Consider the following 16,450-nt stretch of genomic DNA (forward strand, 5'->3'; position numbering starts at 1 on the left):
GGTCAGCTTCCCGTCGAGCGCACGAGCGCGGCCGCAGTGCGCAGCAGGACGCAGACGTCCTGCCACAGCGACCAGTTGTCGATGTAGGCGTTGTCGAAGCGGGCCCGGTCCTCGATGGAGGTGTCGCCGCGCAGCCCGTTGATCTGGGCGAGCCCGGTGATCCCGGTGCGCATCCGGTGGCGGGCCGCGTAGCCCGGATGGGCCTGGCTGAACTGCGTGACGAAGTACGGCCGTTCCGGACGCGGGCCGACCAGGCTCATGTCCCCCTTGAGCACGTTCCACAACTGGAGCAGCTCGTCCAGCGAGGTCTGCCGCAGCAGGCGGCAGAACGGGCTCATCCGGTGCTCGCCGGCCACGCTCCACCGGGTGGCGGCCTCGTGCTCGTCGGCCGGGCGGTGGGTGCGGAACTTCAGCAGGGTGAAGGGGCGGCCGTCCTTGCCGATGCGTTCCTGCCGGAACACCACGCCGGGCCCGTCGGTGCGCCGCAGCACCACCGCGCACCCCAGCAGCACCGGGCTGACCAGCACCAGCAGCGTCCCCGCGACCAGCACGTCCAGCAGCCGCTTGCCGGCGCTGCCGCGCCGCCGCGGTCCGAGGTCGAGCCGCCGTACGGCGAACCCGGCGAGCTGGTCGCGCATCTGGTACGACGGCGAGTCCGCGTCCAGCTCCCACACCGTGCAGCCCGACTCGGCGAGCGCCCGCAGCAGCGGCCCCTTCCCGGTGCGGACGGCGGGGTCGACGGTGAGCACGGCCCGCACCCCGTTCTGCACGAACGCCCGCTCCACCTCCTCGCCGCTGGTGAGCACGGGCAGGCCGCCGGGGCCGTCGGGCCGGTCGGCGACGACGCCCACGGGCCGCACCCCGCAGCGCGGATGCCGCAGCAGCGCGGCGGCCACCCGTTGCGCGGTCGCGGCGGGCCCGATCACCAGGGCGGTGTGCGGGCGGCGCAGCAGGGCGGCCCGGCGCCGCCAGTGCACCGCGCCCCGGCCCGCGCAGGCCGCCGCCGCGTGCAGCGTCACCCCGAGCAGCAGCGTGCGGGCGCCGAGGGCGCGTTCGGGGGCGTAGGCGGCGAGCAGCGCGGCGAGGCCCAGCCAGGCCACCGCGATCCGCCCGCACACCGCGGGCAGTTCGTCGAGCACGGCGGGCACCGGCCGGGCCGTGTGCGGGCGCAGCAGCAGCGCACCGGCGACCAGCGCGGCCACCAGCACCGGCCGGCGCGCCGTCTCGTCCAGCGCGACCGCGCCGACCAGCGCCGCGAACAGGTCGGCGGCGATGAGGGGAAGCGGCGGGACGGGCCGGGCGGGCGGGCGCCGCAGCGGGAACCGGAAGCCGTCGGCCGCACGGGCCGGCAGGACCGAGACGGCTGAGAATCCGGGGTCCCAGGGCTGCGCGCCGGGGGAGGGGACGGTACGTTCCGCGGTCACGAGGGGGTGGACTCCCTGCACTCGGAGGGCACGCGCGGGCGTGTTTGTCTGTTCGCATCCGGGCGGCAGGGACGCGCCCCTTCGGCGCCGTCGAGCAGCTCGCGGTAGAGGGCCGCGATCCGCTCGGCGGTGAGCCGTACGTCGTGCGTGGACAGGACGTGCCGGCGCCCCTGGTCGCCGAGCGCGGCGCGCAGCGGCGGGTCGGACAGCAGCCCGGCGACCGCCCCGGCCAGTGCCGTGGGGTCCTTCGGTGGGACCAGACAGCGAGCGGCGAGGCCGGGCGGCAGGCTCTCCCGGGCGCCGTCGACGTCGGTGAGCACGACCGGCCGGCCGCAGCCCATCGCCTCCAGCGGGGCGAGCGCCATGCCTTCCCAGCGCGAGGGCAGCACCACCAGGTCGGCGGCCCGGTACCAGGGCACGACATCGGCGACCGCGCCCGCGAACTGCACGGAGGGGTGGGCGCGTTGCCGTAACGTCTCGCGGTCCGGACCGTCACCGACCAGGGCGAGCCTCGCCCGCGGCACGGCGGTGAGGACCTGCTCCCAGGCCTCGAGCAGCACGTCCTGGCCCTTCTGGCGGCAGAGACGGCCGACGCAGACCACGAGAGGGCCGGATCCGGGACAGGGCCGCGGGCCGGATCCGGGAGGGGTGCGGGGGCCGGGTCCGAGGGGCGGGTGCGGGCCTGGTGAGAAGCGCGCGGTGTCGATGCCGTTCGGCACGACGGCGTACGCGGCCCGGACTCCGGCGTGCAGTCCGGTGGCGCGCTCTGCTTCGCTGACGCACACCACCCGGTGGGCCCAGCGCGCCCCCCACCGCTCCCAGCGCAGCGCGAGCGCCGCCGTGGCTCCGCCGACCGCCTCGAAGGACCAGGCGTGCGGCTGGAACACGGTGGGGATCCGGCCGCGGACGGCGAGCCGGCCGGCCAGGCCCGCCTTCGCACTGTGCGCGTGCACCAGTGCGGGCCGTACCTCGTCGGTCAGCCGTACGAGCCGCCGTACCTCGCCGGGCAGACCCGGCCCCGGGGAGCGGCCGGCCCGCCAGTGGCGGACGTCGGTGCCCGACTTCCGTAGTTCTTCGGCGAGTTCGCCGTCCGGGCAGGCGGCCGTGACGTGCAGACCCGCCGCGAGCTGGGCGCGCGCCAGATCCAGGACGACCCGGGCGACACCGCCGTCGACGGGTTGCGCGAGGTGCAGGACCCGCGGCCGGGGGTCGGGTGCTGACTGGTGCATGGGCGGAATACCTCGTTCACAGGGGGCGCTCGGGACGGCGGTCGGGAACGCGCCTCACACCTGTGCGTCCACGGCGACGAAGAGGACGCCGGCCCATGCCGCGTCCGGCAGGGAAACGAGCCGGAAGCCTCGCCGGTCACCGGTGTGCCGCCGAGCCGGGCCGAGATCGGACAGGTCGGAGTCGTGGCCGGGCGTGCCGTCGTAGCCGGAGATCCGCCGGGCGGGTACCGGCCCCGGTGCGCTGATCGTGGAGTCGAGTACGTCGTCCGGCGGATTGACGCAGCCGCCGCGTGCGACGGGCGTACGCCGGGGTCTTGCGACGGTTGTGCATCGGCGCCCTGCGACGGGCGTGCGCCGGGGATCGGAGGGGAGCGTGAGCCGGTCGCCCGCGCCGACGAAGTCCTCGCTGACCGCGTGCCGCACCGGGTGCGGACCCAGGAACTTGCGCATGACCGGCGGTGCCCTTTCGCATGTGCTGGAGAGATCCGTAACTCTAGTCGCTATGCGTATTAATCCGTTGAAACAGGACAAGTGTGTCGGAAGTGTGAAGGGGAGAGCTTTGCCCGCATCACCCCATTGGCGGCACAACTCCCGGTCCCGGCACGCGTTGACACAACGCCGGGTATCCGCCCGGACGTTTGCCTCGATCCCCAAGGAGCACCTCTCCATGTCGCGTATCGCGAAGGGTCTGGTCCTGACCTCCGCCGCCGTCGTGGCCGTCGCCGGCGGTGCCGGTGTGGCCTGCGCCGATTCCAGTGCGGCCGGCGTCGCCAAGAACTCGCCGGGCGTGCTGTCGGGCAACGTCGTCCAGGTCCCGATCCACGTGCCGGTCAACGTCTGCGGCAACACCGTCAACGTCATCGGGCTGCTGAACCCGGCTTTCGGAAACACCTGCGTCAACAGCTGACGCCGGGACACATCCCTTCGGCCGGCCGTCCGTCCCGCGTATCCGCCATGGGGTGGACGGCCGGAAGTCCGCTCCCCCGGATGGATCACGTTCGGTGATCCAGCGGTTGCGAGGCGCTGTCGGTGAACGGACGGTGGGCACAGGTCCCGCTGTTCACCGAAAGGAATCCCCATGCGTGCTCTGTCCGCGCGGCGCCTTGCGTCCACCATCCTTTGCGCCGCCGTCCTGGCCGGTGTCACCGGCCCGGCGGCCGTCGCCGCCGACGCGGCCGGAGAACACGCCTCCAGTGCCTCCCAGTCCGCGGTGCCGGGAGCGGAGAAGCTGCTCGCCCAGGTCAGAGCCCTGGGCGCCACCAGTTCCGTCCTCCAGCCGGTCGTCGACCTGGTCGATCAGACGCTGCAGAAAGGCAGATTGACCGACGAGGAGGCCGCCAGACTCGGCAAAGCGGCCCGGCAGGCCATCACCGAGGCCGCCAAGGCCGACCCGGCCCTGCTGGCACCGGCCGCGCCCATGACGCCGATGGCACCGATGACACCCATGGCCCCCGCCCTCCCCCCGACCGTGCACGTCCCCGCGGTCCCGGACCACCCGGCGGTCCTGAAGCACGCCGACGACGGCAAGGCGCCCTCGGCCCGCGACGCCGCCGACGACACGCTCAACTCCCTCCTGGGCGCGGTCGACGGCCTGCTGAAGGCGGCCACCTCCGACGTGTCCTCGGTGCTCTCGGCGGCCACCGGTGTGGTGTCCAACCTGCTCAACCTGTTGACGGGCACCCTCCTCGGCGGAGTCAAGTCCACCTCGGCCCCGGCCTCGCCGACGTCCCTGTCCTCGACACCGAGCCTGCCCGCGACCGGCTGACCCTACGGCGCGTGCAGCACTCCAGCCGTCGTACCCCCCGGTACGGCGGCTGGAGTGCTTTTCCCGGTGAGCCGTTTCCCGGGGATCTCATATGTCTTCTCCACGCGGGGTTTCCGCCCCGGCCGGGTCTCGTTAGGCACGGCGTCAGAAATCCCTGGGGTGACGTGAGTTGCCGAAGAAAGGAACACGATGAAGTCCCTGAAGGCTGCCGCCGTCGTTGCCGGTTCCGTGGCCCTCGCCGGCGTTGCCGCGCCCGCGTTCGCCTACAACGCCGCCGACGTGACGCCCACCAGCCTCAACGGCGCCGTCAACCAGCTCACCAAGGGTCCGCTCACCCTCCACGACGCGATGCCGCTCCAGCACCAGTCGGACGCGCTCAACACCGAGAACAAGGACTCCCTGCTGCACACGGTCAAGGGCGCCACCGGCGCGCTGAACCAGCACAACCCGCTGCTCGGCGGCCTGCCCCTGCAGAGCTGACACCCCACCCGTGCGTACGGGGGCCGGTACCGCACCGCGGCACCGGCCCCCGGCCTGTGCGGCCCCGCTTCCCTCGTTCGTGTGGAGCGGGTCAGGACGCTCCTCCGGAAGGGTGAGAAGCCGTCCGGCGGCCCGCGGACGCGTCGATAGGGTCGCGCGGTGACCTCAACCTCAAGCGACCTCCGCACCGCCGACCTCGGCACGCTCGTCCTGCTCGCCTGGAGCGGCGAGGCCCCCGACGGCGCCGACATGCCCTATCTGCTGGCCTACTCCCTGGGGGACACCGAGGGCGGCCCGCAGGCCACCGCGGCCGCGGTCGGGCACCTGCTGACCGGCAACGGGCTCCCGGTCGGCGGCGACCTGGTCGACGGCGGCACCCGGCCCGGCCTCCCGGTCAGCCTGCTGGTCGAGGCCGGCCAGGCCGTCGTACGGATGCCGCAGCTGGTCGCCCAGGCCGGCGCGCCGGCGGAGTGGCTCGAGGCCGTCGCCGAGCGCGGCTACGCCTACCTCGTGTTCACGACCCGCGCCTGGCCCGAGGGCGAGCCCGGCAAGACCGTCGAGCCGGCCGACCTCGCCGCCTTCGCCGGTGCCGAGGAGACCCTGAACGCCGCCGCGCACATCGTCCTGCCGGCCGCCAGAGTGCGCCGCTGATGCCCAAGGCCCTGGCCGGCGGCAGGGGATTCGGGCTGTTGCTGGTGCTCACCGGGGCGGCCGGGCTGCTCGCCTCCTGGGTCATCACGCTCGACAAGTTCAAGCTGCTGCAGAACCCCAATTTCGTGCCCGGGTGCAGCCTGAACCCGGTGGTGTCCTGCGGCAGCGTGATGAAGAGCGAGCAGGCTTCGGCCTTCGGGTTCCCCAATCCGATGCTGGGCCTGGTGGCCTACGGCATCGTCGTGTGCGTCGGCATGAGCCTGATCGCCGGGGCCCGCTTTCCCTGCTGGTACTGGCTGCTGTTCGAGGCCGGCTGCCTGTTCGGCGTCGGATTCGTCTCCTGGCTCCAGTTCGAGTCCCTGTACCGGATCAACGCGCTGTGCCTGTGGTGCGCTCTGGCCTGGGCCGCCACGATCCTGCTGTTCTGGTACGCCACCTCGCTGGTCCTCAGCAACGGCTTCCTGCCCGCCCCGGCCTGGCTGGAGCGGTTCCTCGCCGAGTTCACCTGGGTGCTCCCGGTGCTGCACATCGGCGTGGTCGGCATGCTGGTCCTGACCCGCTGGTGGGACTTCTGGACCAGCTGAAGAGTGACCAGCCGACTATTACGGCAGCCGGGCGAATTGTGAACAGAAGCGGTTTTCCGGCTCGTTACGCGGTACGGACGTCGAACTCCCGCATCCTGGAAGGGACCGTACCTGACATGAAGTCGACCACCCGAGGAACCCTTGCCGCCGTCGTCACGGGCGTCGCGGCCGCCGTGGGCGCCGCAGCCACGCCCGCCGCCGCGGTCGGCACGGTCCCCGTACCCGTGCCGCTGCAAGGCCTCTCCAACGCCCTGGGCACAGAGGTGCCGAAGGCGGGTCTGGAGGTGCCGGTTCCGCTGCTGATGCCGAGCGTTCCCGAGGGCCCGCGCTATGTCACCGGCCACCTGCTGCCCGAGCGCACCCTGCCCCCCGTGCCGTTCACCGGCGCCCTGCCCGGCGCCAGCCTGCGGGCACCGGTCCCGCAGGTCCTCGGCGACCACTTCGACCACGTCGGCGCCACCATCCCCGTGAACGACCTGCGCACCCTCACCCCCGGCCTGAGCGTGGACGCCCCCCTCACCCCGCCCAACCCCGACCACTTCGGCCTGCCGGACCTGAAGCAGCCCGAGGTCGGCCTCATCGCCCCGGTCCTCCAGACGGTCGCGAACGCGGACCTGTCGGGCGGCCCGGGCCTGTAGGCCCCCGCGCGAGGACACGCCGGGCACGCGGCGCACGAAGGGCCGGCCGTTCCTCCTCCTCCCCCACCGGATGGCCCTGGTGCGGTGACCCTCCGTGCCCCGGGCCGGTTAGCCGGTACGGCGTCCGGTCATGGGCGTTCGGTTCGGGACGAGGAGCAAGTGATGGGCGTCGGTGCGCGTGGCGTGGCTGTGGGTGCGGGGCGGCAGGGGAGAGGGCGAGAAGGAGCAGAAGGAGCAGAGGGAGCAGAGGGAGCAGGGGGAGCGGCGAGGCCGGCCCGGAGGGACGTGGCGCGGGGGCTGCTGGCCTCCGTCGCCGCGCTGGCGCTGGCCCCGGTCGTCGCCGCCTCCCGGCCCGTGCCCCCGGAGGAGTCCCCGGACGGCACGTCCTTCGACGAGGTCTACCGGGGCCGCCTCATCCAGGGCGTGCTGGTGCCGGTCGCGGAGGGCGGGACGGCCGACGGCGACTGGCGGATCACCGTCGACGGGCGCCCGCTGCACCTGATGCGGCGGGCCGACGGCACCTGGCTGAGCATGGTCGACCACTACACCTCGTACCGCACACCGCTGGAGGCGACCCGGGCGGCCGTGGACGAGATCGGCCCCGGCCAGCTGCTGCGCGACGACCTGGCGCCGGACCCGATGGGCGGCGAACAGATGCGCACGGCGGGACACCATGGTGTACGTGCGTAGGTGTCTACGACGTCCGGCCGTGGGACTCGACCGTCACCAGGGGATCTGAGCCGGATCTGCCGGTACGCGTGACCACCCCGCGCCGGGCACCTTCGCCTGAGCACGGGAAGAGCCCCGGCGCTCGGAGTGCCGGGGCTCTTCGGGGTCTGCCGACCGGATCGTCGTGTCCGTCGGCCCTGTCAGTGGCCGTAGCCGCTGTTGCCGTAGTTGCCGTGGCTGCCGTGACCGGCGGGGCCGTGGTTGCCCGGCTTGCCCGGCTTCTTCAGCTCGCCCTTGTTGACGCAGGTGTTGCCGAAGGTCGGGTTCAGCAGGGCGATCACGTCGACGGTGTTCCCGCACACGTTGACCGGGATGTTGACCGGGACCTGGATCAGGTTGCCGGACAGCACACCGGGCGAGCCGACGGCCGCGCCCTCGGCGCCCGCGTCGGCCAGGGCCAGTCCGGCCCCGCTGACCACCACGGCACCGGTGCCGAGGGCGACAACGGCTGCCTTCGCGATGCGAGACATCACGTTCTCCTTTTTGTTGCTCGGAAAGCGCAGCGGCAGGCCAGCCGCCGCACTTTCCGTTCAACGGCGCCGCGCGAGGCTGGTCACGCTGATCACCGGGGGATCACCCTTTCAACGGCAGCGCACCGCTTCGACCACGGCGTTCAGGGCAGCCGTCGTACCGGGGAGCCCGCCAGAAAGGCCTGGATGTTCTCCACCGCCTGGCCGTAGTACGTCGTGTAGTTGACCCGCGAGACGTAGCCGAGGTGCGGCGTGGCGAGCAGGCGGGGCGCGGTGCGCATCGGGTGGCCGGCGGGCAGCGGCTCGATGTCGAAGACGTCGACGCCCGCCCCCGCGATCCGGCCCTCGTGCAGCGCGGCCAGCAGCGCGTCCTGGTCGACGACTGATGCCCGGGAGGTGTTGATCAGGTAGGCGGTCGGCTTCATCAGGGCCAGTTCGGCGGCGCCGATGAGGCCGCGGGTGCCGTGGCCGCCGGGCACGTGGACGCAGACGAAGTCGCTGCCGGCGAGCAACTCCTCTTTGGACGTGGCCGCTTCGACGCCGTGCTCCGCGGCGCGCTCCTTTGTCAGGCGCGGGCTCCACGCGCTGACCCGCATGCCGAAGGCGAGCCCGACCCGGGCCACATGGCCGCCGATCCTGCCGAGACCGAGCACCCCGAGGCGGGCGCCGTGCAGATCGGCGCCGACGGTGGACTGCCAGGGACCGCCCGCGCGCAGGGCGGTGTTCTCCTCGACGATCCCCCGGGCCAGCCCGAGCAGCAGCGCCCAGGTCAGCTCCGCGGGCGGGATGCCCGAACTCTGTGTGCCGCACACGGTGACGCCGTGCTGCTCGGCGGCCGCGTAGTCGATGACGGTGTTGCGCATCCCGGAGGCGACGATCAGTTTCAGCCGCGGCAGCCGGGCGAGCAACGAGCCGGGAAACGGGACGCGTTCGCGCAGCGTGACGACGATGTCGAAGTCGGCGAGGGCCGCGGCGAGGTCGTCCTCGGTGCCCAGGTGCTCGCGCAGTGCGACGACCTCGACCCGGTCCTCGATCACCGACCAGTCCGCCAGCGTGGTGGCCACACCCTGGAAGTCGTCCAGTACCGCACAACGAAGCCGCATGTCGGCTCTCCTCTCCCCGCGCACGACTGTATCCACGGCGGGACGACGGGTTCCTGCCGGCCGGGGAAGCTTCGGGCCATCCGGTGCTCTCGGTGTGGCAGACCGACATCATCTACTACGGGCTGGACCTGGTCGACTACATGCACCAGGAGTTCGACGAGGCACGAAGCGATGTCGACGAGACCTGGGACCCGAGAGCAACAGTCCCCTTCTGGCGCGACCTTCTCTGAGGTCTGAGACCTGCGGGCGCCCTTAGCTTGGGAAGCTCGGGTCTTCTGGGGGCAGTTGCTGCGCTGACCTGCGGCGGAGCGATGTTGGATTCAGGTCGCACCCGTGGCCGCTCCCCGCTGTTCCCTGTGGTGCCCCGCACGATCTGGCACGCGAATGGCACGACCCGTTCGCTCCGAAGAGCCCCTGAGCGGAAGCTCAATCTTGGAGGTTTGAGTCTCAGCCGACGACAGTCGGCCACGACGGCGGGTGCGCCGACCGACCGGGCGCGCGTGTGCCTCGCTGCACCCGCACCGGTCTCGGCCACGCTGTTGGCGGGCGGCTGTGGTTGCGGTGGTGGCTGTACTCCCCTGTTGTACAGCCACCGTGGCTGTGGCTGCGCGCTCCGGCTGGCCTCTGAGTGTTCGGGTTGGCCCGGCCGCTTGCGCTTTCTTCGCGGTGGCGATTTGTCGGCCGGGCGTGGCGAACTGGTCAGGCCGTGGGGGTGTCGTCCTCGGCTGGTTCGTCTTGAGTCGTCAGGCCGGCCACCCACAAGGGCATCAGCCAGTGCACTGCGAGGACGGCGATGAGTGCTGGTGCGGTGTACGTCGTCGGGGCATGACCGATTGTCGCGCCCGTGATCAACAGGCCGACGGTGGTTGCGGCGAGGAGCAGGGTCATCATGCGGTGGGCGCAGGCCTGCACCCGCGCGCGTTCGGCCAGTTGCCGTTCGTCCAGTGCTCGTCCGCGCAGTTCGAGCAGGCCGCGGGTGGCCGCATTGATCGCTCCGGTCGCGACCATCCACGGCAGCAGCAGCACCACCATGACGACGACGGCCCAGATCGGTTTGCTCTCCGTGAGCAAGCTGTAGGCCATGAGGGCGCCGATGGCTGCGGTCAGTACCAGGTGCGCGGCGACGACCGAGCGGCGCCGGGCGGCCGTGGCGTACAGGGGCCGGCCTCGGCGATCGTTCATCAGCCGCAGCATGCTGCGGTCGTAGCGCGTGAGCGGCGTCGTGGTCATGACGTCTTCCTCCCGTAGATCTCATCCGTGAGCGGCCGGAACGGTTCGAGTGAGAACAGTGCCTCCACCGGCAGCTCGAAGAACCTCGCGATCTTCAGTGCCAGGTCGAGGCTCGGGTTGTACTGCCCCCGCTCGATGTAGCCGATGGTCTGGTAGTGCGCTCCCACCGCTTCAGCCAGGCTCTGCCGCGACACCTTCCGCTCGGCGCGAACCACGGCCAGCCTATTGTGTACCTGCTCGCTCATGTATAAGAACTACTACATCTTGGGAGGGAGTTGCAACACTCGTAGGGGTGAAGCCGGGGCTTCCCATCCCATGTGAGGTCCACCCTGCTGACCGGCGACAGTGCGTGGAAGCCCGTCGCCCGTATGTATGAGTGTGGCCGAAGCGGCCACTGGGGGCGTCGGGTGCTTCCGAGTACGGCAGCGATCTGGAAAGCCAGGTCTCGGCTGGGGGTGGCGCCGCTGCGGCAACTGTTCGCGCGGGTGTGCCGTCCGGTTGCCACACCGGACACTGAGGGCGCCTTCTACCGCGACTGGCGGCTGATCGCGATCGACGGCACCACGTTTGACCTGCCTGACACGAAGGCGAACGTGGAAGCGTTCGGCCGTCCGCCCCGTTCCGGGCGCGGTGAACAGGACGTCGGCTACCCGCAGTTGCGCATGGTCGGCTTGGTGGAGTGCGGCACCCATGCCGTCTTCGATGCTGCGATCGGAACTGTGCGCACCGGAGAGCAGGCTCTGGCCCGGGCGGCCCTGGGGTCCCTGCGGCCGGGGATACTGCTGCTGGCCGACCGCGGCTTCTACAGCGTGGACCTGTGGCGCACAGCCGCGGCCACGGGGGCGGACCTGCTGTGGCGGGTCCGCAAAGACCTCGTGCTGCCGGTCGTCGAGCAACTGTCGGACGGTTCCTACCTCACCGAGATCTTCGACCGCAGCGACATCCACCACACCCGTCGCGGGGTGCCAGTACGCGCGGTGGAGTACACCATCGCCGGCCATGAGGGCGTCTACCGGCTCATCACCACGATCCTCGACCCGGACAAGGCCCCGGCCGCGGACCTGGCCGCTCTCTACGCCCAGCGATGGGAGTTCGAGTCCACCCTCGACGAAATCAAGACCCACCTCGGCGGGTCGCAGCTGGTACTGCGTTCGCAGCACCCCGTCGGGGCCGAGCAGGAACTCTATGGCTTCCTGCTCGTCCACCATGCCATCCGGCACCTGATGCACCAGGCCGCACGGCAAGCCGACCGGGACCCCGACCGGATCTCCTTCACCCGCTCACTGCGCGTCGTGCGTCGCCAGGTCACCGACCAGGCGGCATTTTCCCCCCGGCAGACTCGCACGCGCGGTCCAAGCCACCCACGCTGAACTCCTCGAACGCCTCCTGCCACGGCGCCGCCGCCGGGCCAACCCTCGCGTCATCAAACGCAAAGTCGCCAACTGGCCGCTCAAACGCGCCGCCCACCGGGCTGCAGACCACCCAGCCACCGCGGCCATCACCCTCGTTGGCGCCACCAAACCCAAACGAGTCAAACGAATACCAAAGCCCTAAGTTACCGGTATTGAGGCTAGTGGTGTCGCACGCCGGCGCTGGAGACCATCCAAAGGATTCCGGCTGCGGTGAACGCCACGCCGAACAGCGCGGGAATGGCGACCTCGCCCCAGCGCCGGGAGCCGATGTCGATGCGGGCCTTCGTCGGAGCGCCGGGCAGGTAAACCATCGGAACCTGCCTGCCGACCGGCAGCTTCCTGGTGCCGGAGAGCGTGCTCCGGTACTCGTGCGGCACACCGTCCACATCGACGAAGCTCACCACCGCGTGTCGGGAAGGCGCCTCGCCGGAGGTGCTGACGGCGTGGCGAACCACCACCCCTTGGACGCGGATCCCCTCGCGTCGCAGCCGACGCTGCAGGGCGATCTCGTAGACGGCAAGTCCGATCACTGCCAACCCCAACAGCGCGGTCACCAACTGCCCGGACATGATCGCGTCCACCTCTTCCCGGCCTTCGTCGACCCCGTAACCGGCCGGATACGGGCGCCTGACCGGACCCGGAAGGGTGCTGACGTGGTCTGGCGGGCGCCCCTGCCTGCGATGCCGTGAAGATCCTCTGTCGCAGCCGCCGTATGTCGTCATCCACCCGCTGCCGGTCGATCGAAATCAGTCTGTGCCATCGTCCTCGGTCCGTTCAGCGCGGCGGCAGCAGCCGAAGCGGCCTGCGCCGATCAGGCCCCTCTCGCCGCTTTGGTGTCCCACTTGTCCCCCGGTTCCGTCGTCCTCGGGCATCTGCAATTCACATGGGACCTCCACCAGGCCACCGGCATCCCTGCCCGACTGCCCGAAGACCTTGCCGAGCAGGCCCTCGCGTTCGCCCACGCCGGACCGTGCTCCCGCCTGTCCCGGCCCTTTTGCTTGCCGCTCGGGGGAGGGCGTCTGCTTCAAGCCCCGGACCGGTGACCGTCCATCACATACCGCTCAAGGCGATATCCATGACTCGTACAGAGAATATGAGAAGACCAACGAGAGCGACCGTTGCCACGGTGAGGGCTGGACCGATCCGCGCCAATCGGTGCATTACCGAATAGACCACTGCGGAACCGAGGAAGGCGAAAATCGCGAAGAAGAAGGCGAACCACGTAGCTGCGCCCACCAAGACGGCGCAAACGGTAGCGGCCAGCACCGCTCCCCGACCGCGCAAGTCGCGGCGGGTAAGGAAGTAGGTACCTACACCGGGTATCACCAAGCCGATAACGAAAAACGCGGAAAAACCCAAGAGATAGCTGAACTTCATCAGGATGACTCCTTGTTGATTCTCGCGGTGCCGCCCCTCGGCCTGGTGTTGTGTGGGGGCGGCGCCAAGATCCACGACGCGGCAGGTGCCCGCTCGATCCAGGCTCTCTGGGGATCTTCTGTGCTGTTCCCCGACCTGTCGGAGGATCGGGCCCCGCAGCGAGCCGCACAGGAGAACCGTGCAGAAATCCGTTCCCGCGTCGCACCGCGCTCTGGCCGTCCGGGGGACGGCCCGCACCGACGGGGCGAGGCTGGGGTGGTCCTCCATGGGGTTCGTCGAGACGCGGACGACGGCGCCCAAGTTCGCCCGCCCGCCCGCAGCGGCGGTGGTGCCGCGCATGCCGCCGGTGCCCGCTCCTTGCCCCTCACTCGCGGAGGGCGACGAGGTAGCAGAGTGTCTCAACTGCGCTGGGCGGCCCGGAACTCCGGCAGCCAGACGGGGTTCTCGCCCGGCAGCCCGTTCTCGCCGTCTCGCACCGTGCGCGGGCAGAACAGGCTGTTGAGCACCCACGGCGTCTTGTCCGCGGTGAAGCCCGACGCGCCGCCCTTGTCCTGGCTGATTCCGTAGCCGGCCACCGCCAGCCGCCCCGTGGCGCGGAAGGCCGTGATCTGCTGCGTCAGGTAGTCGTGGTGGGCTTGCAGCCAGGACGCGGTGGCCAGGAAGTCGTTCCACTTCTCCTGGCTGAACCGCTGCTGGGTGGCGACTTTGAGGACCTGCCAGACCTGTGTGCCGCTCGGCATGCCGTACCGGGAGGCGAAACCGGGATCGACCGGGTCCTTCATGTGCTGCTTCCACAGCTTCACCAGCGAGAACTCAGTGGCCAAGAAGCGCTGGTCGGGCCGCAGCCGGGCCAGAACGTAATCGACGTACTTCTTCGCGTTCGCCATCGACGCCACGTGCGGGTGGATGTCCACGCCGGCCAGCTGCGCGGTCTTGGCGGCGAACCTCACCCAGCGGTCCGTCTGCGGGGTCTGGTTCCTGGCTTCGTCGATGCCTGTGAGTGCGCCCATGTAGAGCTGGGTGCGAGCCTGTCCGCGCTGCTCGATCGCGTGCTGCGCCAGCGCCTCGTAGAAGGCGTTGATCCGCGGGCTGTGGCGGTCGGCCTTCGTGGTCTCGTAGAAGGGCTCGTTGCCAATGACCACGATGTCGACCTTGTCCAAGACCACCGCCAGTACCTTCTGCAGCTGAGCGAGCGGCGTGCCCATCGCCTTGCTGCCGGGTGCAGGCAGCTGCTGGTCCTGGTACTGGAATTTCAGCGTCAGCACCGTCCCGTAGCCCAGGTCGGCGGCGGCCAGGAGCTTCTTCACGCCCGATTGGTCCGCGACGCTGCTCGTGTCGGTGTCCTTCATGATGTAGAAGCCGCGCAACCAGCTGGCCGAAGCAGCCTGCAACTGGGCGAAGTCGATGAGGTCGAAGTCCTGGTTGTAATTGGCGGCGAGCACGCCCTGCGCCGGCGGGGCCGTGACGTGGACGGCCCTCCCGCTGGAGGCTGAGCCGGGGGCGGAGCCGGGCGCGGCCGCTCCCATGGCGGCCAGGCCGAGGGCGCCGGCCGCGCCCAGGAAGCATCGGCGCGAGAGCTGCCGGGCTGCGTCGGCTGCCGCGGGTGCCGAGATGTCCTCGTTCATGACTCCCTTTCGATGAGGAACGGTCGGTGCCACCCTGAACGGTCCGCCGTTCCGCGGGTTAGGCGGCGTGTTCGCCCGGGGCGGCGGTGGGTCGACGGCGCGGCGGGTGGCTGAGCCGAGAGCCGCACGCCAGTCAACCCCGGGCAGTTGATGTTGCGGCACGCCTGCAGCGACCGGTTGTCCGGCGACACGGACGCGCTGCTGGGCGCGGTGGCCGCGCCGGGCTTCGCCACCGGACTGGGGCGCCCGGGCGTCGACCGCAATGGGGCGCCTGGTTGGCCTCCGGCGGTGCACGCCACCACGCGGCTGGCCCGCCCGCCGACTCGTCAGCCGGCCAGCAGGTCACCACCACCCCCCACATCGTGAGCACCGGTTGCTTCACCTGTGAGTTCCCGGATGGACAAGGCTCACAGCAACCCGGAGGAAGCGCTGCCACTGAGGTCGGAACCGGTGCCGTAGGTGCCGCCGAATGCGGGCAACGCCGGCCTTGGCCTGGAACTGGTCCGCTTGGATCTCGGTGGAGTCAGCCAGAGCGCACCCGCGGACCGTCCCAACAACCTGCGCTGTGACAGCCGCCGTCCTTCCCTCGAGCCGGTGCCGTACCCCTGGTTGGCATACCTGGTGACACGTTCCCCCCTGCTTGCATCGTGCCCGCCGCATCGGTGTCCCGACGTGATCGTCGCCGAGGATGGCACCGGATCTTGTGACATTGTTGTGGGACACTCGGTGAACAGCCGGACACGGAAGGCGAACATCGAGGTGCTGCAATGAGCCTTCGCCGTAGAGGGTGTCGGTGAAGAAGATCTGGTGGCGCATGCCTTCGTCGAGGTCGAACAAGGTCAGTTTGGCGCTGGGATGCGGGCGCTCACACCGCACGATGACCCGTGTGCCCTCGGGGTAGCCGTCCAGGTCCACAAGGCCGGTCAGCTCGGCGACCTCCGCGCCGGTGCGCAGGGAGCCGTCCTGCTCCAGCGCGGGATGCCAGACGTGCTCGGGCAGGGCGCGGATCGCGCGGCGGACCAGTTCGGTGACGGGATGACCGACCGAGAAGAACGTGTGGATGCCGCGTGAGCGCAAGCGGCGCAGGTGGGTCAGGAATGCCTTCGCGCCTCCGGCGCTGTCGGTGCGGATGAGGATGCCGGCGCCGTGGCGGTGGGCGTCGGGGATCTGGGTCAGGGCCTGCTCGAGGACGGCGATGTGATCGGCGGCGGTGTGGGCCCCGGCGTTGCGTGGCCGCAGCACTCCGGCCAGGGCTTCTCCGGTGTTGTCCAGGAAGCCGCTCTGTCGTACTCGACATAGTTGTATGTCGTACTCGATACATGGTGCACTGGTGCCGTGACGAACATTCGGCTCACCAAGCCGACGATCGCCGTATTGGAGACGCTGATCTCTGCCACGGACGACGCCCCGGCGTGGGGCCTCAGTATCTGCAGAGACGCCGATCTGGGGCCTGGCACCGTCTACCCGATCTTGGACCGCCTCAGCGAGCGCGGCTGGGTAACAAGCTACGAGGAGACAAGCCCTCATCCCGGCCGTCCCGCCCGTCGCTACTACGAACTCACCGGCGCCGGCCGCCAGCAGGCCACTCAGGCGCTAGAGGCTCGCAAGACGCGTCGCTTTGGTCTGGTTATGGCGCGGGGAACTGCATGAGGCTTCCCGGAAACCCCAGGTAGGGCATGCCAATTGCACAGCGATCACAGCAGCCGCGACGCCGTCGGGTTCTAGTGACTGCT

21 protein-coding genes and 1 pseudogene are annotated in these 16,450 nt (G+C 70.6%); 10 read left to right on the forward strand and 12 right to left on the reverse strand.

Annotated features, from left to right (window positions below; translation table 11 throughout):
* Nucleotides 1-2: 2 nt before the first annotated feature.
* Genes A6P39_RS26795 through A6P39_RS26805 form a run of 3 tightly spaced genes read right to left on the reverse strand, consistent with a single transcriptional unit; the run spans nt 3 to nt 3,103 of the window.
* Nucleotides 3-1,424: an exopolysaccharide biosynthesis polyprenyl glycosylphosphotransferase gene (locus A6P39_RS26795; protein ID WP_067057562.1), complete on the reverse strand. Its 1,422-nt coding sequence runs from the start codon at nt 1,422-1,424 to the stop codon at nt 3-5.
* Complete coding sequence (locus A6P39_RS26800; RefSeq protein WP_067057559.1) at nt 1,421-2,653, reverse strand: glycosyltransferase; 1,233 nt, start codon at nt 2,651-2,653, stop codon at nt 1,421-1,423. Before A6P39_RS26800 ends, A6P39_RS26795 begins: the two co-directional genes overlap by 4 nt.
* Nucleotides 2,654-2,707: 54 nt before the next feature.
* Nucleotides 2,708-3,103 carry a hypothetical protein gene (locus A6P39_RS26805; RefSeq protein ID WP_067057556.1) on the reverse strand — a complete coding sequence of 132 codons (396 nt, stop codon included), beginning with the start codon at nt 3,101-3,103 and terminating at the stop codon, nt 2,708-2,710.
* Nucleotides 3,104-3,320: 217 nt separating this feature from the next.
* Here A6P39_RS26805 and A6P39_RS26810 point away from each other — a divergent pair, with 217 nt between their 5' ends.
* The 7 genes from A6P39_RS26810 to A6P39_RS26840 all read left to right on the forward strand — a co-directional run bounded on the left by A6P39_RS26810 (nt 3,321) and on the right by A6P39_RS26840 (nt 7,461).
* Nucleotides 3,321-3,560 (forward strand): chaplin, encoded by a 240-nt coding sequence (locus tag A6P39_RS26810; RefSeq protein ID WP_067057554.1) that lies wholly within the window; start codon nt 3,321-3,323, stop codon nt 3,558-3,560.
* A 171-nt stretch (nt 3,561-3,731) separates the two neighbouring features.
* The gene (locus tag A6P39_RS26815; RefSeq protein WP_067057551.1) at nt 3,732-4,418 is read left to right on the forward strand and encodes a hypothetical protein; all 687 of its coding nucleotides are present in this window, start codon (nt 3,732-3,734) and stop codon (nt 4,416-4,418) included.
* Between the two features lie 189 nt (nt 4,419-4,607).
* Complete coding sequence (locus A6P39_RS26820) at nt 4,608-4,898, forward strand: hypothetical protein (protein ID WP_067057548.1); 291 nt, start codon at nt 4,608-4,610, stop codon at nt 4,896-4,898.
* 159 nt (nt 4,899-5,057) lie between these two features.
* Nucleotides 5,058-5,549, forward strand: a complete 492-nt coding sequence (locus A6P39_RS26825; protein ID WP_067057545.1) for a DUF5949 family protein — start codon at nt 5,058-5,060, stop codon at nt 5,547-5,549.
* A complete protein-coding gene (locus tag A6P39_RS26830) occupies nt 5,549-6,133 on the forward strand; it encodes a vitamin K epoxide reductase family protein (RefSeq protein WP_067057542.1) in 585 nt (194 codons plus the stop codon). Before A6P39_RS26825 ends, A6P39_RS26830 begins: the two co-directional genes overlap by 1 nt.
* A 116-nt stretch (nt 6,134-6,249) precedes the next feature.
* The gene (locus A6P39_RS26835; RefSeq protein WP_067057539.1) at nt 6,250-6,771 is read left to right on the forward strand and encodes a hypothetical protein; all 522 of its coding nucleotides are present in this window, start codon (nt 6,250-6,252) and stop codon (nt 6,769-6,771) included.
* A gap of 162 nt (nt 6,772-6,933) precedes the next feature.
* Nucleotides 6,934-7,461, forward strand: coding sequence for a tyrosinase family oxidase copper chaperone (locus tag A6P39_RS26840; protein WP_079133887.1), 528 nt, complete (start codon nt 6,934-6,936; stop codon nt 7,459-7,461).
* A 179-nt stretch (nt 7,462-7,640) separates the two neighbouring features.
* On the opposite strand, the gene A6P39_RS26845 is transcribed toward A6P39_RS26840, so the two are convergent.
* Nucleotides 7,641-7,970, reverse strand: coding sequence for a chaplin (locus A6P39_RS26845; RefSeq protein WP_067057533.1), 330 nt, complete (start codon nt 7,968-7,970; stop codon nt 7,641-7,643).
* Between the two features lie 143 nt (nt 7,971-8,113).
* Nucleotides 8,114-9,073: a D-2-hydroxyacid dehydrogenase family protein gene (locus A6P39_RS26850; protein ID WP_067057530.1), complete on the reverse strand. Its 960-nt coding sequence runs from the start codon at nt 9,071-9,073 to the stop codon at nt 8,114-8,116.
* A 92-nt stretch (nt 9,074-9,165) separates the two neighbouring features.
* Between A6P39_RS26850 and A6P39_RS26855 the strand changes: the two genes are divergently transcribed.
* Nucleotides 9,166-9,303: a hypothetical protein gene (locus A6P39_RS26855; protein WP_234379335.1), complete on the forward strand. Its 138-nt coding sequence runs from the start codon at nt 9,166-9,168 to the stop codon at nt 9,301-9,303.
* Nucleotides 9,304-9,772: 469 nt separating this feature from the next.
* Here the strand turns inward: A6P39_RS26855 and A6P39_RS26860 are convergent, their stop codons facing one another.
* Together A6P39_RS26860 and A6P39_RS26865 are read right to left on the reverse strand one after the other, a co-directional pair.
* Nucleotides 9,773-10,303 (reverse strand): hypothetical protein, encoded by a 531-nt coding sequence (locus A6P39_RS26860; RefSeq protein ID WP_067057527.1) that lies wholly within the window; start codon nt 10,301-10,303, stop codon nt 9,773-9,775.
* A complete protein-coding gene (locus A6P39_RS26865) occupies nt 10,300-10,548 on the reverse strand; it encodes a helix-turn-helix transcriptional regulator (RefSeq protein WP_067057524.1) in 249 nt (82 codons plus the stop codon). Before A6P39_RS26865 ends, A6P39_RS26860 begins: the two co-directional genes overlap by 4 nt.
* Nucleotides 10,549-10,620: 72 nt before the next feature.
* On the opposite strand from A6P39_RS26865, the gene A6P39_RS26870 reads away from it, so the two are divergent.
* The gene (locus A6P39_RS26870; protein WP_275883910.1) at nt 10,621-11,673 is read left to right on the forward strand and encodes an IS4 family transposase; all 1,053 of its coding nucleotides are present in this window, start codon (nt 10,621-10,623) and stop codon (nt 11,671-11,673) included.
* A 200-nt stretch (nt 11,674-11,873) separates the two neighbouring features.
* Here the strand turns inward: A6P39_RS26870 and A6P39_RS26875 are convergent, their stop codons facing one another.
* The 5 genes and pseudogenes from A6P39_RS26875 to A6P39_RS26895 all read right to left on the reverse strand — a co-directional run.
* Entirely contained in the window at nt 11,874-12,296 is a 423-nt protein-coding gene (locus A6P39_RS26875; RefSeq protein WP_234378718.1) for a DUF3592 domain-containing protein, read from the reverse strand.
* Nucleotides 12,297-12,461: 165 nt separating this feature from the next.
* Entirely contained in the window at nt 12,462-12,677 is a 216-nt protein-coding gene (locus tag A6P39_RS26880) for a hypothetical protein (protein WP_067039417.1), read from the reverse strand.
* Nucleotides 12,678-12,765: 88 nt separating this feature from the next.
* A complete protein-coding gene (locus tag A6P39_RS26885; protein WP_159395928.1) occupies nt 12,766-13,092 on the reverse strand; it encodes a hypothetical protein in 327 nt (108 codons plus the stop codon).
* Between the two features lie 398 nt (nt 13,093-13,490).
* The gene (locus tag A6P39_RS26890; protein WP_079133121.1) at nt 13,491-14,717 is read right to left on the reverse strand and encodes a hypothetical protein; all 1,227 of its coding nucleotides are present in this window, start codon (nt 14,715-14,717) and stop codon (nt 13,491-13,493) included.
* A 747-nt stretch (nt 14,718-15,464) separates the two neighbouring features.
* Nucleotides 15,465-15,992 (reverse strand): annotated as a pseudogene (locus A6P39_RS26895) (IS1380 family transposase); the annotation flags it as partial.
* A gap of 60 nt (nt 15,993-16,052) precedes the next feature.
* Here A6P39_RS26895 and A6P39_RS26900 point away from each other — a divergent pair.
* Entirely contained in the window at nt 16,053-16,367 is a 315-nt protein-coding gene (locus A6P39_RS26900; protein ID WP_234378727.1) for a PadR family transcriptional regulator, read from the forward strand.
* Nucleotides 16,368-16,450 lie beyond the last annotated feature (83 nt).

The organism is Streptomyces sp. FXJ1.172 (assembly GCF_001636945.3).
Lineage (GTDB): Bacteria > Actinomycetota > Actinomycetes > Streptomycetales > Streptomycetaceae > Streptomyces.